This is a genomic window from Streptomyces sp. NBC_00076 (assembly GCF_045041235.1).
Taxonomy (GTDB): Bacteria; Actinomycetota; Actinomycetes; order Streptomycetales; family Streptomycetaceae; genus Streptomyces.
This window is the reverse complement of sequence record NZ_CP108242.1, coordinates 3,220,761-3,240,544: the sequence shown is the minus strand read 5'-3', so window position 1 is coordinate 3,240,544 and position 19,784 is coordinate 3,220,761. Positions and strand designations below refer to the sequence as shown.

Genomic DNA, 19,784 nt, shown 5'->3' with positions numbered 1-19,784 from the left:
CCTATGTCTTTCGCGCGTGCAGCAGCAGAATCGACGCGAGGGCCGGTCTGGCACAGGCGAGCCGGTCCAGCGGACGCAGTGGGCGCGGAACCCCGTGGAAGGGTGCGCCTTCGAGTCGTACGACCTCGAAGCCGGCGGCCGTGACGAACTCCCGCAGGGCGCGGGCGGTGTAGAGCCGCAGGTGTCCCACCACCTCCGTGCCCGGCCGGCCGTGCACGGCCCGCAGGCTGACCTCGGAGAACACGGGCTGTACTCCGGCCAGCAGCAGGGCGCGGTTGTACCAGGCGGCCAGGTTCGGGGTGGACAGCATGAGGTGGCCTCCCGGGCGCAGGATGCGGCGGATCTCGTCGAGCGCGGCGTCCGGGTCGACGAGGTGCTCGATCACCTCGCTGAACAGCACGGCGTCGGCGCAGTCGGCGGCGAACGGGAGCCCGGGGCCGGTGAGTTCACCCCGGACCGGGTTCGTCAGATGGGCGCGGGCGCGTTTGAGGGCGTCCTGGGACCAGTCGACGCCGATGACGCGGTGGCCGGTCAGGAGGGGGGCGGCGGTGGCCGCGGCGGTGCCGTCGCCGCAGCCGATGTCGAGGACGGTGCGGGTCGTGCCGGTGCCGCCGGGCGGGCCGAGGGCGGCTGCCAGCATGCGGGCCTGGCGCAGTGAGCGGGGCGCGCCGGAGGCGACGGGGACGTCCGGGTTCTCGTAGAAGTCCCGCAGGTCCTTGGGGGGTTGCTGGGCGGTGGTGGTCATGTGCTGACCTCCGTGGTGTGCAGATGGTGCTCGAAGAGGTCGCGCAGGTGGGCTCCGTCGTCGTGGCCGAGCAGGGAGCGCGACCAGCGCAGGGCGAGATGGAGGCGGCCCGCGGTGGAGGCGGTGGTGACGGTGAGGCCGCGGGGCATCCGGGCGGGCGCGGAGAACCAGACGGCGTGCGCGCGGCCGGCTTCCGCGCCGAAGTCCAGCGGGTACGGGACGCGGCCGATGTTGCTGAGCAGGGTCGTCGACGTCCAGGGCGCGGCGGCTCTGCGCAGCCCCCGGGTGAGGGCGGCGCGCCAGGCCACGGGGGCGACCGGGGCGGTGAGGAGGGACGCGCCGTGGCCGAGCTGGGGGCGGGGGAGGGACTTGAGGGCGCGGGTACGGGTCGCCGTGCGGTGCAGGAGCGCCGGCATGTCGGACGGTGTGGCTCGGGTCAACTCGTCCGGCGTGAAGGGGACTTCGACCAGTCGGGTGCCGTTGCCGATGGGCATGGTGGTGTCCCGGGGGCGGTCGTCGACGGGCATGGTGATGCGCAGGGGGCGGGGGCGGGCGCCGTGTTCCCTGTTCCAGTGGGCGAGGGTGAGGGCCGTGGCGACCATCAGCTGGTCGTTCACGGTGTACGGGGAGCCCTTGGGGCGGTGCGGGAGCGGGAGTTCGGAGACGAGGAGGCCGTTGCCGGGGGAGAGTTCGGGGGCGCCGGCGGCCACGCGAGCGGGTCGGGACCAGTTGGAGGGGGCGTCCTGGGGAGGTGGCGGGGGTTCGGGGGCGCGGGTGGGGGGTGCGGCGGGGGAGTTGTCCCGGCCGCCGTACAGCTCCGCCGCGGTGGCGAGGACGCGGAGGCAGGCCGGGCCGTCGAGGGCGGTGTGGTTGATGGTGAGGAACAGGACCGTCGCCTCGCCCCGGGGAACGGCGGCCGCTGGGGCCGCCCCACCGTCCACGGGTGCCTCACTGCCCTCCGCGCGTCCCGCCCCCTCCACGACCTCCAACCGGATCGGCGGCGACAACGACAGCGGCGGCGCCTGAACGAGGGCCCGGGTCCGCGCGTCCCGCAACGCGTCCCGGCCCGGCGCGGGAAAGCTCACCACCTCCAGGTCCGGCTCCGCCGTCAGCTCCCACTCGTACCGGCGCCGGTACCAGGGCCCCGCGGCCTCCCGCATGAGGATCCGCGGATGCCGGTGCAGCGCCTCCGTGAACGCCTTCCGCAGCCGCGCCGGATCCAGCCGCCCCGGCAGGTGCACCTCGATGTGGACCGTCTCCGGCTCCTCCTCCTGGAGGCAGTGCCGGGCGACCTCGTCCACGACCGGGAACGGGATCCGTGGGTACGCGCTGTGCGTGGACGGCGTGGATGTGGTCGTCATACGGGTTCGGTCCTCCCCTTCTCGTCCCGGACCGGCGGCAGGTGCCGGGTCGGCGCCTCCGACTCCGGCGGCGGTCCGCCCCGGTCACCGGGCTCCCGCACACTCACCAGTCCCGCGAACAGCCCGATCAGCGCGAGCAGTTGGGCCAGGTGCCCGAACGCCCCCTGCTCCCTGCCCGCCGGTTCTCCGGCCCCGGTCGCCGCCGCGATCCCCGCCCCTGCGAGGGCGACGAACGCGATCGGGACGAGGAGTGTGTGCCGACGGTGTGCCAGCAGCGCCAGGGCCGGGACCAGCAGGGCGAACCACCCGGCGATCACCGCTGCGACCAGCGTGAGCGCCACCGTGCCGAGCCACAGGCCGGGCGGCGGCGGCAGCGGCTGCGGTTCGTCCGGGTTGGGGGCGCGGCGGCGCCACAGGGCCAGGCCCAGCAGGACGGCCAGTGCCGCCCCGCTGCCGATCAGTCCGGCGTCGTACGTGGTCGAGGGTTCGTACGACAGTTTCACCGTGCCGCCCGCCCCCGCCGGGACCCGCCAGCCCTGCTGCCAGCCGTCCAGCCGCAGCGGCGTGAGTTCGTGGCCGTTGAGGGTGGCCCGCCAGCCGTCGTTGTAGTTCTCGTACGTCGTCACATAGGACGCCGCTCCCGAGCCGACCGTCAGCTCGCGCCGGTCGCCCAGCCAGTCCCGTACCCGAAGCTCACGAGTCGCCGCCACGGGCTCCGTCACCGTGCCGCGGGTGAGGGTCACGTCGGTCAGGGTCAGGGGCCCGGCGTCACCGCCCTCGACCCGGTGCGAACCGGCCGTGAGCTCCAACTCGTCCCCGACACGGCTCGACTGACAGACAGTCACCTGTGCGGGGCGGCGTTCCGTCAGGTCCCGCACCCGCCCCTTCACACCGGTCTGGAACACCTCACCGTCCACCGCCAGCACCGGCCCCTTGCCGCACGGCAGTGAGAACGTCCGGTCGGCCTTCGGCTGGGGTGTGCGATAGCGGTCGAGAGCGGGGAGGTACGCCTCCGTGAGACCGACCGGCAGTTGCAGGTCCTCGTCGGCGACCGGGTTGTGCAGGGTCATCGGGGCCGTGTCGGTGATCGTGATGTCGAGGCGGTCCGTGGTGATCGCCGGGAAGCGCACCGCGCCGTTCTCGTCGACCCCGGCGATCGCCGCGCCGTCCGGGGAGCTGATGTCCACCTTGGTGGGCCGGCTGGACAGACCGCCCGCGGGGGCCAGCACGATCTCGCTGATCGGCTGCCTGCCGGTCCAGCGGAGACGGATGGTCGGGCGGTCGCCCGCGATCCACGCCGTGGTCAGGTCGCCGTCGGTCAGGTTGCGGGCCGACAGTCCGGCGCCCAGCGTCGCCGTGGAGTCGGCGGTCGCCGTGATGCGGTCGCGTTGGTCGGGCGCGATCTCGTAGAGCAGCTTGTCGAGTTCCTCGCCGGCGACCGGGACCGCGTTCGCCCGCACCTCGTACGTCCCCGCCGTGGCCGTCGAGAAGGTGCGGTGCAGGCCCGCCTCCGTGCCCGTCGGGGAGAACCCGGCCGGGTCGGCGGTGCGGTGCAGGGAGACGACCTGGGCGGAGGCGTCCGTGCGCGCGGCGTCCGTGGGCAGCCGGAGCAGACGGGTCACCTGGACGTCCGGCAGTCCGATCTCCGAGAAGCCCGCACCTGCGAGCCCGGCCCGCCGGGCCACCGAGTCGGTGATCGTCAGTTTCATCCAACTCGTCTCGCCCGGGGGCGCCTTGACGCTCTGCGTCGAGCCGTCCGGCCGCAGGACGCTGCTGCGCGACCCCCTCTCCGTCTCCACCCGCACCCGGGTCGCCGCCGACCGCACGCTCTCCTGCGGCAGCGGTGTGACCTTGAAGGATGACGGCATGTCGTACGCGTCGTCGGGGAGGGCGATCCGCAGCCACTGCCCGTTCGGCGAGCCCGCCACGCCCTCCGCCCACGCCGTGTCCGGGTTGCCGTCGAAGGCGTTCACCGGGTCGAACTGCGGCAGGTGGAACAGCCAGCTGCCGTACGAGGAGGCGGTGACCGCGCGGGCGCCGCGCAGCTCGGCGACCGTCTGGTGGTCCAGGCCGGTGGTGGGCAGGATCTGGTGCGGTTTCCCGCCGGCGTCCTGGGCGGCACCGGACGCGTTGCGTTCGTCGCGGGTGTACGTGTACGACGTGTTGGCGTTGATCAGCCCGAAGCGGGTGTCCGCGCGGCGCAGCCCGTCGCCGACCACCTGGAGCGGCGGGGTGCCGAGCCCCGGATGGTTGTCGCCGGTCAGGACGCTCGCCCGGCCGCGCAGCTCGGAGGCCAGTGGCAGCAGCGCCTCGGGGCCGCCGGAGACCACCGCCGTGTCGGCGACCGGGGTCAGTCCGGCCTGCCCGGGACGCGGCACGCTCTCGCTGGCCGGACGGTAGATCTCGACCGCCCGCTGCCTCGGGTACAGGCCCTCCACCTGGAGCGGGGTGTCGGGGGCGATCCGGCCGCCGGTCATGAGCGGGCCGAGGCCCGTCACCCGCTCGTAGCCGGACTGTTCCAGGGTCCGCTTCACCGTCGAGGTCGGCACGTTGCCGATCTGGTCCGGATCGAGGTCGTTGCGCACGACGACGTAGTAGACGCCCGCCCGGCTCAAGTAGTCGGCCAGACCCGGGACTTCGCCCCCGGTCAGCAGGGACTCCTCCACCGCGTCCATGGCGCGCCGGTTGCCGGGGGTGCCGAAGGGGACGTAGTCGCGCTGCGCCCAGCGGGAGTCGGCGAGCACGTCGAGGGGCTGGTCGATGGGGGAGCCCCAGGAGTAGATGCCGTGCGCGGTCGCCGGGACGACCAGGGCGCGCGAGTCGGGGGAGTACTTCTCCAGCCAGTCGGCCGTGGCCTTCCAGTACGTGGGGAGTTCCTGGAAGGAACCCGGGTTCAGGATCGAGCCGTTGAGATACGGCCACATGAGGCCGGGCAGGACCAGGACCGCCGCGACCAGGGGCGCGAACCGGCGGCCCCGGATCCGACGGGCACCGCGCGACTCGGCCGCCACGCCCACCACATGGGCCAGGCCCAGCGCCAGTGCCAGGGCGAGACCCACCTGGAACTTGTAGATGTTGCGGAAGGGGGCCAGAGCACCGTTCAGCCAGTCCTGCACCGCCCCGTGGAAGGGCGCGCCGAACGCGCCGCCGTGCCCGGCGAGCAGCACCAGTGCGGCCGTCAGCACGGTCAGCACCAGCCAGCGCCGTTCCGGCATGTCCCGCCGGGCCAGTCCCGCGAGGCCCAGTCCGGCCGCGCACGCCGAACAGAGGATCACGATCACCGAGGAGGCGACCGTCCAGCCCGCCGGCAACCAGGCCTCCACCAGGTGCAGATAGGCGACCCAGTTCCCGCCGCCTCGCAACGCCTCCGTCGCCGACATGGTCTCGGTGGTGGTCCGGGCGCTCTCGACGTACGGCAGGAAGTTCTCGCCGTAGAAGCCGAGCAGCAGCAGCGGGATCCACCACCAGGCCGTCGCCAGGATCACGCCCGGCACCCACCAGGCGATCAGCTTGCGCTGTCTGGGGCCGGGCGGGCGGGACAGCAGGTAGAGACCGGCCGGGAGCAGGGCCGCCAGGGTCGAGGACGCGTTGACGCCGCCCATGAAGGGGACCACCAGGGCCGAACGCAGGGCGGCGACCCGGGCGCTGTGACGCTCGTCGGCCAGCGGCAGCAACACCCAGGGCAGGAACGCGCCGGGCAGCGCGGCGGCCGAGGTGGAGCCGATGACGATGGTGAACACCGGCCACAGCGCGTAGGCGAGGGCCGCGAGCAGTCGGGACGCCCCGGTGCCCACGCGCAGCCGCTCGGCCAGCCGCAGCGCGCCCCAGAACGCGACCGACACGATCAGCGACAGCCACAGCCGTTCCACCAGCCACACCGGCAACTGCAGGGCGTGGCCCAGCCAGTAGAACGGCAGCATCGGCCAGACGTAGCCGACGTACTGGTCCTGGATCCCGCCGAACGAGCCCTGGTCGTGCCACAACTGGCCCAGGTCGGAGAGGAACCGGCCCGGGGCGGTGGTGACGCCGAGCTTGGTGTCGAAGGTCTGCCGGCCCGGCTGGACCGCCAGGAACAGCACGAACACCACGGCCCAGAACCCCAGCAGCCAACGCCGTGACCGCGGGCCTTCCGGCGGGCCCGACATGATCGCGGTGCTCGGGACGGCCGCCGGAGGAGGGGCCTGGACCGTGGACGTCGTCATGGTGGACACCGCCGGAGGATGAGGAGGAGGTTCCAGGTGGCCACCTCACGGATCCCGGGGGCTTTCACGACGGTCTCCGCGAGGAACGGCCAGTAGCGGGAGCGCGCCGAGACGACCTGGACGTCGTCGCGGGCGCGCACCTGCCGCAGGGTCGGGCCGATGTGCACGGCGAACAGGTTCTCGCCGAGGGTGTGCTTGGCGGCCCTTCCGGTACGGCGCCGGTAGCGGGCGCGGGCCCGCTCGGCACCCAGGTAGTGCCAGGGCGCCCACTCGTGACCGCCCCACGGGGACAGCCAGTTGGTGAACGACACGTAGATCAGCCCGTTCGGCCGGGTCACCCGGATCAGCTCGCTGAGGAAGGTCTGCGGATCGGCCACGTGCTCCAGCACGTTGGACGAGAAGGTGACGTCCGCGACCCCGTCGTACAGCGGCAGCAGATACCCGTCGGCGATCACCGTCCCGTCGGGCGGCTTCTCACCCAGCTCCCGGCCGTCCGGTTCGAAGAGGTGGGCGTGGGCCCCGCGGCTGCGGAACTCCTCGGTGAAGTGGCCGCTGCCGCCCCCGACGTCCACGACCGTACGGCCGGCCAGCGGCCCGTCGTAGGCCTCCACCTGGTCGGCGGCGTCCCGGGCGAGCAACGAGTAGCAGGCATCGGGGTCGTCCTGCTCACGCAGGAAGGCCCGGAAGAGGGCGAGGGAACGGCGTATCGAGGGATCCTTGAGGCGTGGCGCCGAGGGATCCCCGCCGCGCCGTGCCGACGTGTCCTCGATGCCGGTCACGGCGGCCACCTCCGGACCGTCTCACCCGCCACCGCCCGGAACTGTCTCACCGTCCGATCCCAGCGATAGCGCCCCGCCCGGTCACGAGCCGCCCTGCCCATCAGCTCCCGCCGGTGTCCCGACAGCGTCAACGCGCACCAGGCAGCGGCGAAGGACGACTCACCGTGGGCGAGGACGCCCGTCTCGCCGTCCACCACCGAGTCGCGCAGACCGGGCACGTCGAAGGCGATCGACGGAGTCTGCCGCACCGCCGCCTCGGTGACCACCAGGCCCCACCCCTCCACCGCGGAGGGGTGCAGCAGCAGCCAGGCCGCGCACAGCAGGCGGTGCTTCTCCGCCTCGGAGACATGGCCGGTGAACTCCACGCCAGGACCGGCGAGTTGCTCCAGGCGCTGCCGCTCGGGTCCGTCGCCGACGATCAGCAGCCGGCCGCCGGTGACCGGCCGCACCCGCTCCCACAGTCTCAGCAGCAGATCGATCCGCTTGTACTCGACGAGCCGGCCCACCGCGACGAACAGCGGCTCGGGGGAGCGCTCGGCACGCGGGCCCGGCTCCTCGACCCCGTTGTGCACGACCCGGATGCGGTCGCGGTCGACGCCGATCCCGCGCAGCGCGTGGGCCGTGGAGGGGGAGACGGCGACCAGCAGGCCCCGGTGCCGGGCGGCACCGGCCAGCGCCCAGTGTTCGAGTCTTCGGCCGATCCGGGCGGCCGGGGCCAGCGGGCCGCCGAACCGCATCGTCCACAGGTCGGTGTGGACGTGGTTGACCAGGCGCAGGGTGGGGCCGCGGTGCCAGAGGGGCGCCAGGTACGGCATCCCGTTGCAGACCTCGACCAGCAGGTCGCAGTCGCCGACCTGACGGGCGAAGGCGGAACGGGCGCGCAGATAGTGGCCGAACTCGCCGCCCGCCGACACGACCCGGTAGTCGCGGTACGAGGCCGGACCGCCGCACAGCAGGGTCACCTGGTGGCCGAGCCGGGTCAGTCCGTCGGCGAGCCGGTCGACCAGCAGCTCGGAGCCGCCGGCGGCAGGGTTGTCCAGATCTCGATGGGCGAGGAAGACGATGCGGCGCGGAGGTGGGGGGAGCGCCGAGGGGTGCTGCGACGCCCTGGGGGAGGCGGCGTGCACCGAAGACGGCACGTGCTGGGGCATGAGCGCTCCAACTCGTCTAAGGGTGCGGAACTGCGTGGGGGATGAAGGTGTGTTCCTGTGGGGGGCTTCATGGTTTTCTGCGAGACGGGTGTGGACGGTCTGTGCTCGGGTGGGTGGACAGTTTTAGCCCAGCCGTTCGCCACGGCTACTCACGGAGGTGACAATTTCCGGCTTTGTTGGAGCTGACGTCACATCACATCGTGAGCGGAACTCGGTATGTATCGGGTGTTTCTTGTGAATCGGGGCGCTTACGTCCTCGTACCACCAAAACGCCCCCCGCGACCGTCAGGACGAATCCGGCCACAGCAGCACCGATCGGCAACGTCTCGCCCACCGTGCGCAGTTGACCGCTGTCCCGCCTGGCCTGCCGCACCGCCTCCTTCTGGGTGTCGGTGGTGAAGGCGACCTTCCGGCTGTCCAGCAGCACCACCGCGTCCTTCTTGGCGCCGGGTGCCCGCAGGGTGCGCTTCGGGCCCACCTGTGCGTAGATCACCCGGCCGGTGGCCTGGTCGACGACCAGCTCGACGCCATGGTTGGAGTACCACTCCTCGGCCAGCACCTGCGGCCGGCCGGCCTGGTCGACGATGCTGCCCGGCACCAGCCTGGTGCCCACCTTCGACGGCGGGACCGTGCCGGTGAACCGGTAACCCGTGTACCCCTGGACCTTCTCGGTACCCCGGTAGCGCAAAGTGACCGTGGATCCCAGGGAGTTGTCCCACCACTGGTAGGAGCGTTTGCGCACGTCGAAGGGGAACTTCAGATAGGCCTCGCCCTCGATGTACGGCTTCTCCCGGCAGCAGTGCACCGGCTTCGTGGTCCTGCGGTCCATCACCCAGCGGTGCGGGACGAACTCCAGGGCGTCGTGCGGATCGGCGGCCGGCAGCGACTTGTCGGTGTCGACCGTGGTCGTCACGTCCCACACGGCGGCCCGGCCGCTGCGTTCACTCTCGGCCACGTTGCCCCGCACTCGCTGCGTGACGGTGATCCGCTGGTCGGGCACGGTCTTCAGCTTCTCGGTGTCGAAGACGCTGCCGGTGCCCTCGTAGACGGCGGTGGTGTCGATGTCGATGGGGTTCACGGCTGCTCGTGGCTCGACGTACCAGGCGAGCAGAGGTGCCAGGACCAGCAGAAACGTGCCGAGGCCCAGCAGAATCAGGGAAAGAGGTGACAGGGTACGGCGCATCCGGGCACTCCAGGGTCGTCAGATGACGGAGTTCGGGCCGCTCTATGGGCCGAGGACCGTAGGCGCCCCTTGACGGAGTGTCAATGTCCTGTCGACACTGGGGCCGACAGGCAGGGTGGGACGCCGGGTGGGCACCGACCTCCGGATCGAACCGGACAGAGAGGCTGACCCTGCGATGTCCAGACTCCTCACCGCCGCACTGACCATGGCGCTCGGCGCCGCCCTCGCCGTGGGCGCGGCACTCGGCGTCGTCGCGCTGCTCGAAGCGACACCCGACCAGCCGAACACCCCCTTGGTCACCTACGAGCAGACAGACCAAGGGAGTTGACCGGTGACGGCCCGCCCGGCAACCATCACCCGCTCGGCCTGGCACGACGTCCCCCGGCACCAGGTGCGCCAGTTCGCGGCGATCGCGCTGGCCGAGACGCCCGCGCTCGCCGAGGAGATCCTGCGCGAGATCCGTCGCGAGTACCCCCATCTGCCCGTCGTCCTCGACGAGTCGGGCGAGCCGATGGCACTGGTCGGCATCCGCCGCGCCATCGAGGTCTTCGTCCAGCACCTCGAGAACGCCGACTACTCGGCGGGCCGTCCGACCGTGCCGCCCGGCGTCTTCCAGGAGTTCGGCCGGGGCGAGGGACTCGACGGCCGCAGCCTGGACTCCCTCCAGGCGATCTACCGCATGGGCGTACGGCTGGCCTGGCGCTGTTTCGCCGACATCGGCCAGCGCGTCGAGATCCCGCCGCCGGCGATGTACGAACTGGTCGACGCGGGCTACGAGTACCTGGACAAACTGGTCGACCAGTCCGTACGGGGCTACGCGGAGGCGGCGGCCCGCCAGGCGGGGGAACGATTACGTCTGCAGCGCCGCCTGATGGAGCTGCTGCTCGCCGAGCACCACCGCGGCGACCCGGCTGACGCCCTCACCGAGCGGGCCGCCCGGATCGGCTGGCCACTGCCGGAGAAGGTCGCCGTGGGCGTGCTGCTGCGGCCGGCGCGGGAAGCGGTCGCGCCCGCCGTGGGGCAGGGGGTGGGGCAGGGGGTGCTGCTGGACATGGACTACGAGCAGCCGCGCATGGTCGTGCCCGAGCCGGACGCGGGCGGCCGCCCCGAGTTGCTGCACCGGGCGCTGACGGGATGGGCGGGAGCGATCGGCCCCCCGGTCCCCCTCGCCGACGCGGCGAAGTCACTGCGCTGGGCCGAGGCGGCCGTACGGCTGATGGAACGGCGGCTGCTTCCGGCGGGCGAGGTCCTGTACTGCACCGAGTACACGGAGGCGCTGGTCCTGCTCCAGCCCGAGGAGCTCCTCGACGACCTCGCCCTGCGCTGCCTCGCCCCCCTCACCCACTGCGGTCCCACCCACGGACGGCGGCTCGCGGAGACCTTGCTGGCTTGGCTGGAGACGCGGGGCGGGGCGCCCGAGGTGGCGGCCCGACTGGGGGTCCATCCGCAGACGGTCCGCTACCGGCTCCGACAGATCCGCGAGCTGTGGGGCCCCGAGATCGACGACCCGGACCGGCGCTTCGAACTCGAACTGGTGCTGCGGGCACAGCGGTTGCGGGGGATTCTGGGGGAGACGAGAGGGCTGGGCGGGACGTGAGACGACCGGCGTACCGGGGCGGGACGTGAGACGACCGGCGTACCGGGGCGGCACATGAGACGACCGGGGTGCGGGGCGCTGTCACACGCCCCGCACCCCGGTCGGGGGATCGGTACCCGGTCGGTGATCACCCGGTCGGGAGATCACCAGGTCGGGAGATCACCAGGGACCCGGGAGATCGCCAGAGGTTCAGGAGATCACCGGCGGTTCTGCAACCGCACCCGCAGCCGCGGCGAGAAACGGACCGCCACGACACCCAGTGCGGCGAGGGCCGCCGCCACGCCCAGCATCAGGCCGATGCCGCTCGCGCCGGTGCCGGCCAGGGCGCCCGAGAGCGGCGAGGAGTTGTCGCTGGAGCCGCCGGTACCGGTGCCGTCATTGCCGGTGCCGCCGGAACCGTTGTCGTCTCCCGTGCCGCCCGTGACGCCGTCGGCGGAGCCGGACGGGCTGGGGGAGGGACTGGCGCTGGGCGACGCGGACGGGTCGGTCTCGACCTTCTCGACGACCTCGACGGTGAAGGTCGCGGACGCGCCGCCGTCGACGGACGCGGTGACGGTGTACGTGCCGAGCTCGTCACCGGCGACCAGCTTCCGCGAGCTGGCCGTGCCCTCGTCGTCGGCCGTCTCCTGGGTGCCCGCGTACTTGCCCTCGAACTTGGGGAGCCCCGTGCCGTGGCCGTCGACGCGGAAGTTCACCTTCACGCCGGCGGCCGGCTTGCCCTCGTCGGTCACCAGGGCCTGGAGCACGTCGGGGAACGGCTGGCCGGGCTCGGCCTGCTGCTCGTCGCCCTCGAGGACCTTCACCTCGTTCGCCAGGTTCCGCACGTGGACGACGAAGTCCGTCGACAGGCCGCCCGGCGCCGTCGCGTGGATGGTGAAGTCGCCCTTCCTGCTGCCGGTGGAGATGGTCGGCGTCTGGACGCGGCCCTGGGCGTCGGTCGCCAGCACGACGGACGTCGCGTTCTCACGCACGCCGAAGATCAGGTCCCGCTTCAAGGGGTCGTCGATCGTGAACTTCACCGAGACGCCCTCGACCGGCTTGCCGTCCTTGTCCCGGACCACCGCGGCCGTCGGCGGGACCTCGTAACCCGGCTCGACGGACTGCTCCGGGGCGGAGACGGGGCTCAGTGTCGCGGGCGCGACGGCACCCTTCCACTGGATCACCGCGCGGCCGTCGCCACCAGGGGTGCTGGTGACGCCGCCCTCGCCGATCCCCGAGGTCACCGGGTCGGAGTTGGGCGCCCAGTACGGGTCGTCCTTCGCGGCCGGCTTCCACTGGTCGCCGGTCAGCAGCCGTACGCCGCTCACCCGGCCCGGGGCCGTGTAGCTGGAGCCGCCACCGCCGCTGCCGGTCTCGGCGATGTCGGGCGCTCCGGCGCCACCGCCGCCGCCCGCGTAGCCGCCACCGCCGCCGCCACCGCCGCCCTTCCCACCGTTGCCGCCGCGGCCGCCGGCGGAGGTGTTGCCACCCGAGGCGCCGTTGCCGCCGCCCGCGCCGGCGGTGCCCTTGTCGGCGCCCTTGCCGCCGTAGGCCGGCTCGGAGGCGTCCTGCCCCTTCTCACCGCCGGCGGCACCGGCGTAGCCCTGGCGGTCCGGGCCGCGGCCGTGTGCCGCACCGCCACCGCCGGCGGCGATGACGAGCGCCTCACCGTCGCTCGTGCGGATGGCGGTGCTGTTGCCGCCGTCGCCGGCGGAGGCGCTCCCGGCGGCGCCGCCGCGCGCGTCGCCGAAACCGCGGCCGGCCACCGCGACGGACAGCGTCTCACCGGGCGTGACCTTCAGTGCCCCGGCCGTGTAGCCGCCCGCCCCGCCGAACGCCAGGGCGCTGCCGTCCCCGCCCTGCCCCCACGCCCGCACATCCAGCGCGGTCACGCCGGACGGGACCCGGAAGCCGGCCGCGTCGCCGGTGAAGTCGTACAGTCGGCAGCCCGTGAAGCCCGCCGTCGGCACGCACGCGCTGCCGGCGACCGCACTGCCGGCGACCGCGCTGTCGGCCGCCGCGACCGGCACCGCTGCCCAGCCGCCCCCCGCGCCCAGCGCCACCAGGGCCACCGCCGTCGCGTCGCGTCTCAGACGTCCCCGGCGCGTTAAAAGGGAATCCCGCTTCATCAACCACTCCACAGCTCGACGGCTCGGCAAGCTCCCCCCAGAGGAGCTCATGACGGTGATCAAAGATCATCACCATATGTCCACGAGTAAGACCGTGGAGCGGAGAAAAGGTTGTACTGGTGGGGCGGAAGTGACGTCGCGCGCCCATTGCCCGGGTAAAGCTCTATGACTAGCCTGTGTTCGTCATGCCGATCGTCTGTTGAAATCTCGAACACAGACGCCTGAGAAACAAGGGAGGGGGCCGGTCGTGGGACGCCTTGTACCTGCGGTGACCCGGGCTCTCGACATTCTTGAGCTCTTCCTCGACGGGGACGGGACGCTCTCCGCCCCCGACATCGTGCGCAGGCTGCAGCTGCCGCGCACCACCGTGCACGAGCTGGTCACCACTCTCGCCGCCCGGTCCTACATCGTCCAGGTGCCGGGCCAGCCGGGACGCTACCGCCTCGGGGTGCGCCCGTACCAGCTCGGGAGCAGGTACGCCGAGCAGCTGGACCTCGCCGCTGAGGGGCAGCAGGTCGCCCGCTCGGTCGCCGAGACCTGCGACGAGACGGTGCACGTGGCCATCCTGGAGGGCACCGACGTCATCTACATCGCCAAGGTGGACTCCACGCACGCCGTGCGCATGGTCTCCGCGGCGGGGCGGCGACTGCCCGCCCACTGCACCTCCGTCGGCAAGATGCTGCTGGCCTCCCTGCCCGACCACGAGCTCTCCGCCCGCATCCCGGAAGGCGCCGCCCTGGTCGCGATGACGGCCAACAGCATCACCGACCCGGACGCCCTGCGGGAGGCCCTCGCCGGGATCCGGCAGCGCGGGATCGCCGTCGAGAACCAGGAGTCCAACCCGGACGTCTCCTGCGTGGCCGCGCCGGTGCAGGACCGCACCGGCCGGGTCGTCGCCGCGCTGTCCATCTCCGTACCCATGATCCGCTGGAGCGACGAGCGCCGCGGCGAACTGGAGCAGCTCGCCGCCAAGGGCGCCGCCGAACTGTCGGAGCGCCTCGGCCACCGGAGGGTGGCATGACGTACGCGTTCGAGGTGGCGGTCCGCGCGGAGGCGACCCTGGGAGAGGGCCCGACCTGGGACGTGGCGGCGGGCAGGCTGATCTGGATCGACATCCTGGGTTCCCGGATCAACACGTACGACCCGCTGTCCGGCAGCCGCACGACCCGCACGACCGAGCAGCACGTCGGCGCGGTGAAGCCACGCGCGAACGGCGGCCTGGTCCTCAACCTGAGGGACGGCGTGGGTCTCCTGGACCCCGACGACACCTTCCGCTGGCTGCGCCACGAGCCCGTCCCCGGCCGCCGCGCCAACGACGCCGCCGTCGCCCCCGACGGCTCCCTGTGGGCCGGCACCATGCGCTACGACGAGGCACCCGGCGGCGGCACGCTGTCCCGGATATCCGGCGACGGCACGGCCGACGTGGTCCTCGACGACGTGGCGGTCAGCAACGGCACGGGCTGGAGCCCCGACGGCCGCCTGATGTACTACATCGACTCGCCGACCCGGCGCGTGGACGTCTTCGACTTCACGGACGGACGGACCCGCGCGCGCAGGACCCTGGTGGAGATCGAGGACGGCGCGGGCTTCCCCGACGGCCTCACGGTCGACGCCGAAGGCTGTGTGTGGGTGGCCCTGTGGGACGGCGCCGCGGTACGCCGCTACACCCCGGCCGGTGAGCTGGACCGCGTGATCGAACTCCCGACCCCCCGGGTGACGGCCTGCGCGTTCGGCGGCCCCGACCTGACCGACCTGTACATCACGACGGCCCGGGTCGGCCTGGACGCGCCCCACCCGCTGGCGGGGTCGCTGCTGGTGGTCCCGGGCGCGGGCAAGGGCCTGCTGCAACCGGCCTTCGCGGGCTGATCGTCCTACGTCGCCCCGGCCGCGGTCAGTCGCGCCGCCGGGGCGAACGGTGAGCACCAACCGGCACCGGCACCAGCGCCGAAACCGGCACCGGCACGAGCACCGGAACCGGCACCAGCACCGCAACCGACCACCGGTCTCACACCGCCATCCGCTCCAGCCCCCGCAGAACCTCCCGCTCCCCGGCACTCAACGGCGGCTCCCGCAGCGGCGGCAGCAGGGAGCCGTTGAGCACCGCCAGCACGGTCGCCGGGTGCAGCAACCGCTCCGGACCGGCCGTCAGGCTGGTCACGTCCCACAACGCGGCGGCGGCCCGGTACGATCCCGTCGCCGCCCTCGTCAGGCGCCGCGAGTACCGCGTGACCAGCCGGTCTCCCGCGTTCGGCCGCGCGCCTCGGGTCTGCGGATACCAGACGTCCTGTCCCACGGCCAACGCCCAGGCCGCGTCCACCGACCGCGCCGCCCCCCGCTGCACCCGCCGCGCCAGCCCGGCGGACCCCAGCCCGGCCCGCCGCACCTCGTCCCCCAGGAACCGCGCCCCCAGCGCGGCCACCGCCATCCCCTGCCCGTACGCCGGATTGAACGTGGCCAGCGCGTCCCCGAGCACCACGAACCCCTCCGGCCAGCGCGGCACCTTCTCCAGATAGCGCCGGACATTGGACGTGCTGCGGCTGATGTGCACGTCGGTCAGCGGCTCCGCACCGGAGATGAGCCGACCGACGATGGGGTGCGGCAGATCGAGGGTGTACTGGAGGAACCCCTCCGGGTCGGCCGGGGGTTCACCGCCGCGGGTGCCGGCCAGGCTCACCATCCACCGGCCGCCCTCGATGGGCAGCACCATCCCGCTGCGCCCCGGCCGGTTCACGTACGGGTCGGCCTGCACGATCGTCAGCGGGAACCGCTCGGCGCCCTCGGGCACGCGATAGACCCGGGTGGCGTTGACGAGCCCGGAGTCCACGGTCCGTTCACGGACGTCCGTGACGCCGAGGCCCTCCAGCCAGTGCGTGACACGCGAGCCGCGGCCACTGGCGTCAACCACGAACGCGGCGTCAAGTTCCTTCTCCCCCTGGGGAGTCGACAGCCGTACGCCGGTAACCCTCCCGTCCCGGGAGGTGAGTTCGAGGACCTGCGCCCGGCGCACCTCGACCTCGGTGTGCTCCAGCACCGCCGTGCGCACCGCCCAGTCCAGCAACGCCCGGCTGCACGCGAGCATATGGGGACCGTCGTGACGCCAGCGCCGCATCCAGCCCTCCGGGGTGAGCGCCACCAAACCGGAACCGAGCGGTATGTCGTGGGCGCCCGCGTCGAGCAGGTGCCGGCGCATGCTGACGCCGGGCACCAGGTCCTCCATGGCGGCGAGACCCCCCGCCATCAGCAGATGGGCGTGCCGGCCCTGCGGGAGTCCCTTGCGGTGGTCGGGTCCGTCGGGCAGGTCGTCGCGGTCCAGGACGATCACTTCGTCCGCGGTACCCGACAGCGCGGCCGCGGCCAGCATGCCGGCCAGGCCGGCACCGATGACGACAGCTCTCCGCGTCATGGAACTCCTCGTGTTCAGCCAGGGTTTGCCGTCACCGTACCTTCGGGTACGGCGGTGACGCGGGCCGAACGCGTGAGTGCCTGCGCCAACTCCACCAGCCCTCCGGTGCCGGAGACCTCCGTGGCGTACAGCCGGTAGGCGCTCGGTGTGACCAGGGGCGTCTCCCGGGCGGCGGCGCGGCGGGCGGCGTCGGTCACCATCGCCGCCTCGGCCGCCAGGCGGGCCGCGTGCGCGTCCCGGCCGTCGCGCAGGGCGGCGTCCAGGGCCCGTTCGCGGATCCGGTCGTCGAAGTAGGGGGCGAGCGCCAGCAGGGCGTCGTGGATCGACACCTCACGCCAGCGCAGCCGGTCCCGGGGCGACTGCCACCACGCGGAGGGCGGCTTCGGGGCGGTGGACGCGAACCGCACCCGGGACCACAACGGGGCCAGCCTGCGATGGTCCTCGACGCTGTGCCAGTGCGCGAGAGCCGGCGGCCACAGCCTCGGCAGCACGAATCCCGCGGAGAACAGCAGCGCGGCCAGCGCGGCCATCGGCGGGGCCACCCCGGTGGACAGGACGTCGAGGTCGTGACCCGTCCAACGCGCCACGACGGCCGTGTACTTGGCCAGCTGGAAACCCACCACGTCCAGCAGCGCGCCCGCCAGGATCAGCCACAGCCCGGCCCGCAGCAGCCCGGTGACCTCCCGGCCCCACTTGACGCACACCGCGCACATCGCCAGCATCGCCGCGCTGTGCCCCAGCAGGTAGAGCACGATCATCTCGCGCATGTACGGAGTGTTCGCGTAGTAGGTGTCGAGGTCGGTGAGCCGCTCGACCTTCGCGTCGGACAGCGTGAACAGCGCGACGATGACGACGATCAGCGTGCCGTACGCGGCGACGGCCCGCAGCGAGAGATGCCGGATCCGCTCCGGTGAGCCGCCCCGCCAGTTGATCAGCAGGATGAGCAGGGAGCAGCTGTACGCCGAGAGCATGCCGTAGGTGAGCGGGGCGCCGAAGTTGGGGATGCCGGTGACGTCGTTGACGGCGGCCAGGGTCACCGGGGCGGCGCAGACGAAGACAAGGGCGCCGAGGACGATCGACGCGCAGGTGGACAGCTTCAGCGGGTTCCGTAAGGCGGCCAGCGGCCGTCGGCGGAACAGGACCGCACAGGACAGTCCGAAGACCGCTGCCGCCAGATACACCACGAGGCTCATGCCCGGGAACTCCGTTCGGACGAGGTGCGGCGGTGGGGGGAAGGTGCGCCGCGGGCACCGTGTTCATGCCGTACCAGTGGGGGACGTACCGGCGCGGACGCGGGCGGCCGCGACGAGCGGGGAGACGGCCAGCGCGTCGGCGATGTCCGCGAGGGTGCCCGGGGCGGGTGCCCGGTCCTGGAACCGTTGTTCCGCTCCGGGCGGCAGCAGGGGGCTGTCGCGGTCGCGTTCCTCCACGGCGGCAGCGGCGATGACCGCGGCCCACGCGGTCGCCTCGGCCCGCCGCGGGTCGGCGGCCGCCAGGGTCGCGGCCTCCAGGGTCCGCTCGTACAGGTCGGGGTCGAAGAACGCGTCGAGGCTGCCGAGCGCGTTGTTGATGCTGGTCTGCCGCCACACCAGCCGGGTGACGGGGGAGGACCAGCGCGGCCGGGGCAGCCGCAGCGCGCGGCGGGTGAGGACCTCGTCCAGTTCCCGTTCCAGCGGTTCCAGGCGCGCGAAGTCCCGCCGTGCCCGCCGCCACCGCGTGGTCCGGGGCCCGACCAGCGGGATCAGGATGCCCACGACCGTCATCAGGGCCGCCAGGCCGGCGGCGGCCGGCGAGACGGTCGTACTGAGACCCGACCAGTCCCGTCCGGACCAGCGGGCCACCACCGCGGCGAGCTTGGACACGCTGTATCCGGCGTTGCACAGCGCTCCGCAGCCCAGCACCACCAGGCCCGCCCGCAGCCAGCCGCGCACGTCGCGGGCCCAGCGCAGCGCGGACACCGAGGTGACGCTGACGGCGGCGAGGTGGCCGGCCAGGTACAGCACGATCATCTCGGCGATGAACGGCGTGGTCGCGTAGTAGGTGTCCAGGTCGGTGCGGCGTTCCTCCGGCGCGTCGCCGAGGGCGAAGGTGGCGGCGATGCCGAGCAGCACGAACGCGTACGCCACGATCCAGCGGCGGGTGATGCGGTGCACGTGCGGTCCGCCCCGCCAGTAGACGATCAGCACCTGGGAGGCGGCGCTGTACGCGGTGATCGACGCGTAGGTCAGCGGGGCGGCGAGGTTGGGGATGCGGCTGAGGTGGTTGACGGCCGCGACGGTCGGCTCGGCGCCCAGGAAGAAGCAGACCCCGGCCAGGCCCAGGACGGCACAGATCGCCCGCAGATAGGGGTCGTGCCGGTGTCGTATCAGGTCGGGGGCCTTGACCACGAGTCCGAGCCACAGGGCGCCGCAACTGAGGTAGTTGATCAGGCCGTTCATCTTCGGGTTCCGCGGTAGTTGAGCGCGGCGCCGATGCGTCCGGCGATGTCCTGGGCGTCGTCGCCCGCCCCGGGGTCGGGGTCCGAGGGGGCCTCCAGCCAGGGCCGCAGCCGACCGCCCATCAGCATGCCGAAGCGGTCGGCCTCCTGCTCGTCGTCCAGGCTGAAGTCGGTGCGCGCGGCGACGGTCCGGGGAGGACCGTCTCCGGCCGGCGACAGGGCGTCGGTGTCCCGCTGGTACATGTGCCACACCTCATGACAGAAGATCACGATCTGGTGCCACGGGGCGGCCCGTCTGTCGACGACGACGATGTCCTGGGTGTCGCCCTCCAGCCACAGCCCGCTCGCGGTGTGCGGCGGGAAGACCTCCCGGCGCACCACGACCTCACGGCCCCGCCACCGGCTGACGGAGTCGACGAGGGCGTCGAACAGCGCCCCGGGATCGGCGGGTACCGGGACGCGCATCGGGCCGATGAGGACACCGGCGAGCCGGCGCATCTCCTTCTTCCGGCGCATCGCACCGAGCTGCCGGGTCATCCGTTCCTTCAGTTACCTCACCTCCGGTGCGGACGGCGCCGCGAGCGCCGCAGAGGCCAGGACGCCCGCCCGGGCGCGCACCGTGTCGAGGGCGTCAAGGACCGCCACCGCGGCGGCCGTCACGGCGGTCGCGGTGCGGAAGGAGTCGGCGTACGCGTCGAGGGCGAGGGCGTGTGTCACCGCGCCTCTCCTCCTCCCCCTTCTCGCTGCGAGTCGGCCGCTCGGCGGCTTTCCGAGGTTACGCGCCCTGAACTGTCCCCGTCATGCGGGTCGCGTCCAAA

General features: G+C 72.9%; 16 protein-coding genes. 4 read left to right on the top strand and 12 right to left on the bottom strand.

All coding sequences use genetic code 11. From position 1 onward, the window contains the following. Position 1: 1 nt before the first annotated feature. The 6 genes from OHA64_RS14755 to OHA64_RS14730 all read right to left on the bottom strand — a co-directional run bounded on the left by OHA64_RS14755 (position 2) and on the right by OHA64_RS14730 (position 9,421). Positions 2 to 745 (bottom strand): methyltransferase domain-containing protein, encoded by a 744-nt coding sequence (locus OHA64_RS14755; RefSeq protein WP_405613029.1) that lies wholly within the window; start codon positions 743 to 745, stop codon positions 2 to 4. After that, the gene (locus tag OHA64_RS14750) at positions 742 to 2,106 is read right to left on the bottom strand and encodes a condensation protein (RefSeq protein WP_405613027.1); all 1,365 of its coding nucleotides are present in this window, start codon (positions 2,104 to 2,106) and stop codon (positions 742 to 744) included. Before OHA64_RS14750 ends, OHA64_RS14755 begins: the two co-directional genes overlap by 4 nt. Further along, positions 2,103 to 6,308, bottom strand: a complete 4,206-nt coding sequence (locus tag OHA64_RS14745; protein WP_405613025.1) for an alpha-(1->3)-arabinofuranosyltransferase family protein — start codon at positions 6,306 to 6,308, stop codon at positions 2,103 to 2,105. The genes OHA64_RS14750 and OHA64_RS14745 overlap by 4 nt, the downstream gene beginning before the upstream one ends. Then, complete coding sequence (locus OHA64_RS14740; RefSeq protein WP_405623978.1) at positions 6,305 to 7,015, bottom strand: class I SAM-dependent methyltransferase; 711 nt, start codon at positions 7,013 to 7,015, stop codon at positions 6,305 to 6,307. Before OHA64_RS14740 ends, OHA64_RS14745 begins: the two co-directional genes overlap by 4 nt. A 68-nt stretch (positions 7,016 to 7,083) precedes the next feature. After that, a complete protein-coding gene (locus OHA64_RS14735; protein WP_405613023.1) occupies positions 7,084 to 8,238 on the bottom strand; it encodes a glycosyltransferase family 4 protein in 1,155 nt (384 codons plus the stop codon). Positions 8,239 to 8,431: 193 nt separating this feature from the next. Then, complete coding sequence (locus OHA64_RS14730; RefSeq protein WP_405613021.1) at positions 8,432 to 9,421, bottom strand: DUF3068 domain-containing protein; 990 nt, start codon at positions 9,419 to 9,421, stop codon at positions 8,432 to 8,434. A gap of 175 nt (positions 9,422 to 9,596) precedes the next feature. On the opposite strand from OHA64_RS14730, the gene OHA64_RS14725 reads away from it, so the two are divergent. Both OHA64_RS14725 and OHA64_RS14720 read left to right on the top strand, forming a co-directional pair. Beyond that, positions 9,597 to 9,749: a hypothetical protein gene (locus OHA64_RS14725; RefSeq protein ID WP_405613019.1), complete on the top strand. Its 153-nt coding sequence runs from the start codon at positions 9,597 to 9,599 to the stop codon at positions 9,747 to 9,749. 3 nt (positions 9,750 to 9,752) lie between these two features. Then, positions 9,753 to 11,018 (top strand): PucR family transcriptional regulator, encoded by a 1,266-nt coding sequence (locus OHA64_RS14720; RefSeq protein WP_405613017.1) that lies wholly within the window; start codon positions 9,753 to 9,755, stop codon positions 11,016 to 11,018. 197 nt (positions 11,019 to 11,215) lie between these two features. On the opposite strand, the gene OHA64_RS14715 is transcribed toward OHA64_RS14720, so the two are convergent. After that, the gene (locus OHA64_RS14715; protein ID WP_405613015.1) at positions 11,216 to 13,069 is read right to left on the bottom strand and encodes a glycine-rich protein; all 1,854 of its coding nucleotides are present in this window, start codon (positions 13,067 to 13,069) and stop codon (positions 11,216 to 11,218) included. Between the two features lie 304 nt (positions 13,070 to 13,373). Between OHA64_RS14715 and OHA64_RS14710 the strand changes: the two genes are divergently transcribed. Together OHA64_RS14710 and OHA64_RS14705 are read left to right on the top strand one after the other, a co-directional pair. Further along, a complete protein-coding gene (locus OHA64_RS14710) occupies positions 13,374 to 14,147 on the top strand; it encodes an IclR family transcriptional regulator (protein ID WP_405613013.1) in 774 nt (257 codons plus the stop codon). Continuing rightward, positions 14,144 to 14,992, top strand: a complete 849-nt coding sequence (locus OHA64_RS14705) for an SMP-30/gluconolactonase/LRE family protein (protein WP_405613011.1) — start codon at positions 14,144 to 14,146, stop codon at positions 14,990 to 14,992. The genes OHA64_RS14710 and OHA64_RS14705 overlap by 4 nt, the downstream gene beginning before the upstream one ends. Positions 14,993 to 15,131: 139 nt before the next feature. Here OHA64_RS14705 and OHA64_RS14700 read toward each other — a convergent pair whose 3' ends face one another. The 5 genes from OHA64_RS14700 to OHA64_RS14680 form a co-directional block, all read right to left on the bottom strand. Beyond that, positions 15,132 to 16,529 (bottom strand): NAD(P)/FAD-dependent oxidoreductase, encoded by a 1,398-nt coding sequence (locus OHA64_RS14700; protein ID WP_405613009.1) that lies wholly within the window; start codon positions 16,527 to 16,529, stop codon positions 15,132 to 15,134. Positions 16,530 to 16,543: 14 nt separating this feature from the next. After that, a complete protein-coding gene (locus OHA64_RS14695; protein WP_405613007.1) occupies positions 16,544 to 17,722 on the bottom strand; it encodes an MAB_1171c family putative transporter in 1,179 nt (392 codons plus the stop codon). Positions 17,723 to 17,785: 63 nt separating this feature from the next. Then, on the bottom strand, positions 17,786 to 18,967 hold the full coding sequence (locus tag OHA64_RS14690) for an MAB_1171c family putative transporter (RefSeq protein WP_405613005.1): 1,182 nt from the start codon (positions 18,965 to 18,967) through the stop codon (positions 17,786 to 17,788). Next, a complete protein-coding gene (locus OHA64_RS14685) occupies positions 18,964 to 19,482 on the bottom strand; it encodes a toxin (RefSeq protein ID WP_405623977.1) in 519 nt (172 codons plus the stop codon). The genes OHA64_RS14690 and OHA64_RS14685 overlap by 4 nt, the downstream gene beginning before the upstream one ends. Before the next feature lie 33 nt (positions 19,483 to 19,515). Further along, positions 19,516 to 19,683 carry a hypothetical protein gene (locus OHA64_RS14680; protein ID WP_405613003.1) on the bottom strand — a complete coding sequence of 56 codons (168 nt, stop codon included), beginning with the start codon at positions 19,681 to 19,683 and terminating at the stop codon, positions 19,516 to 19,518. Between the last annotated feature and the right edge of the window lie 101 nt (positions 19,684 to 19,784).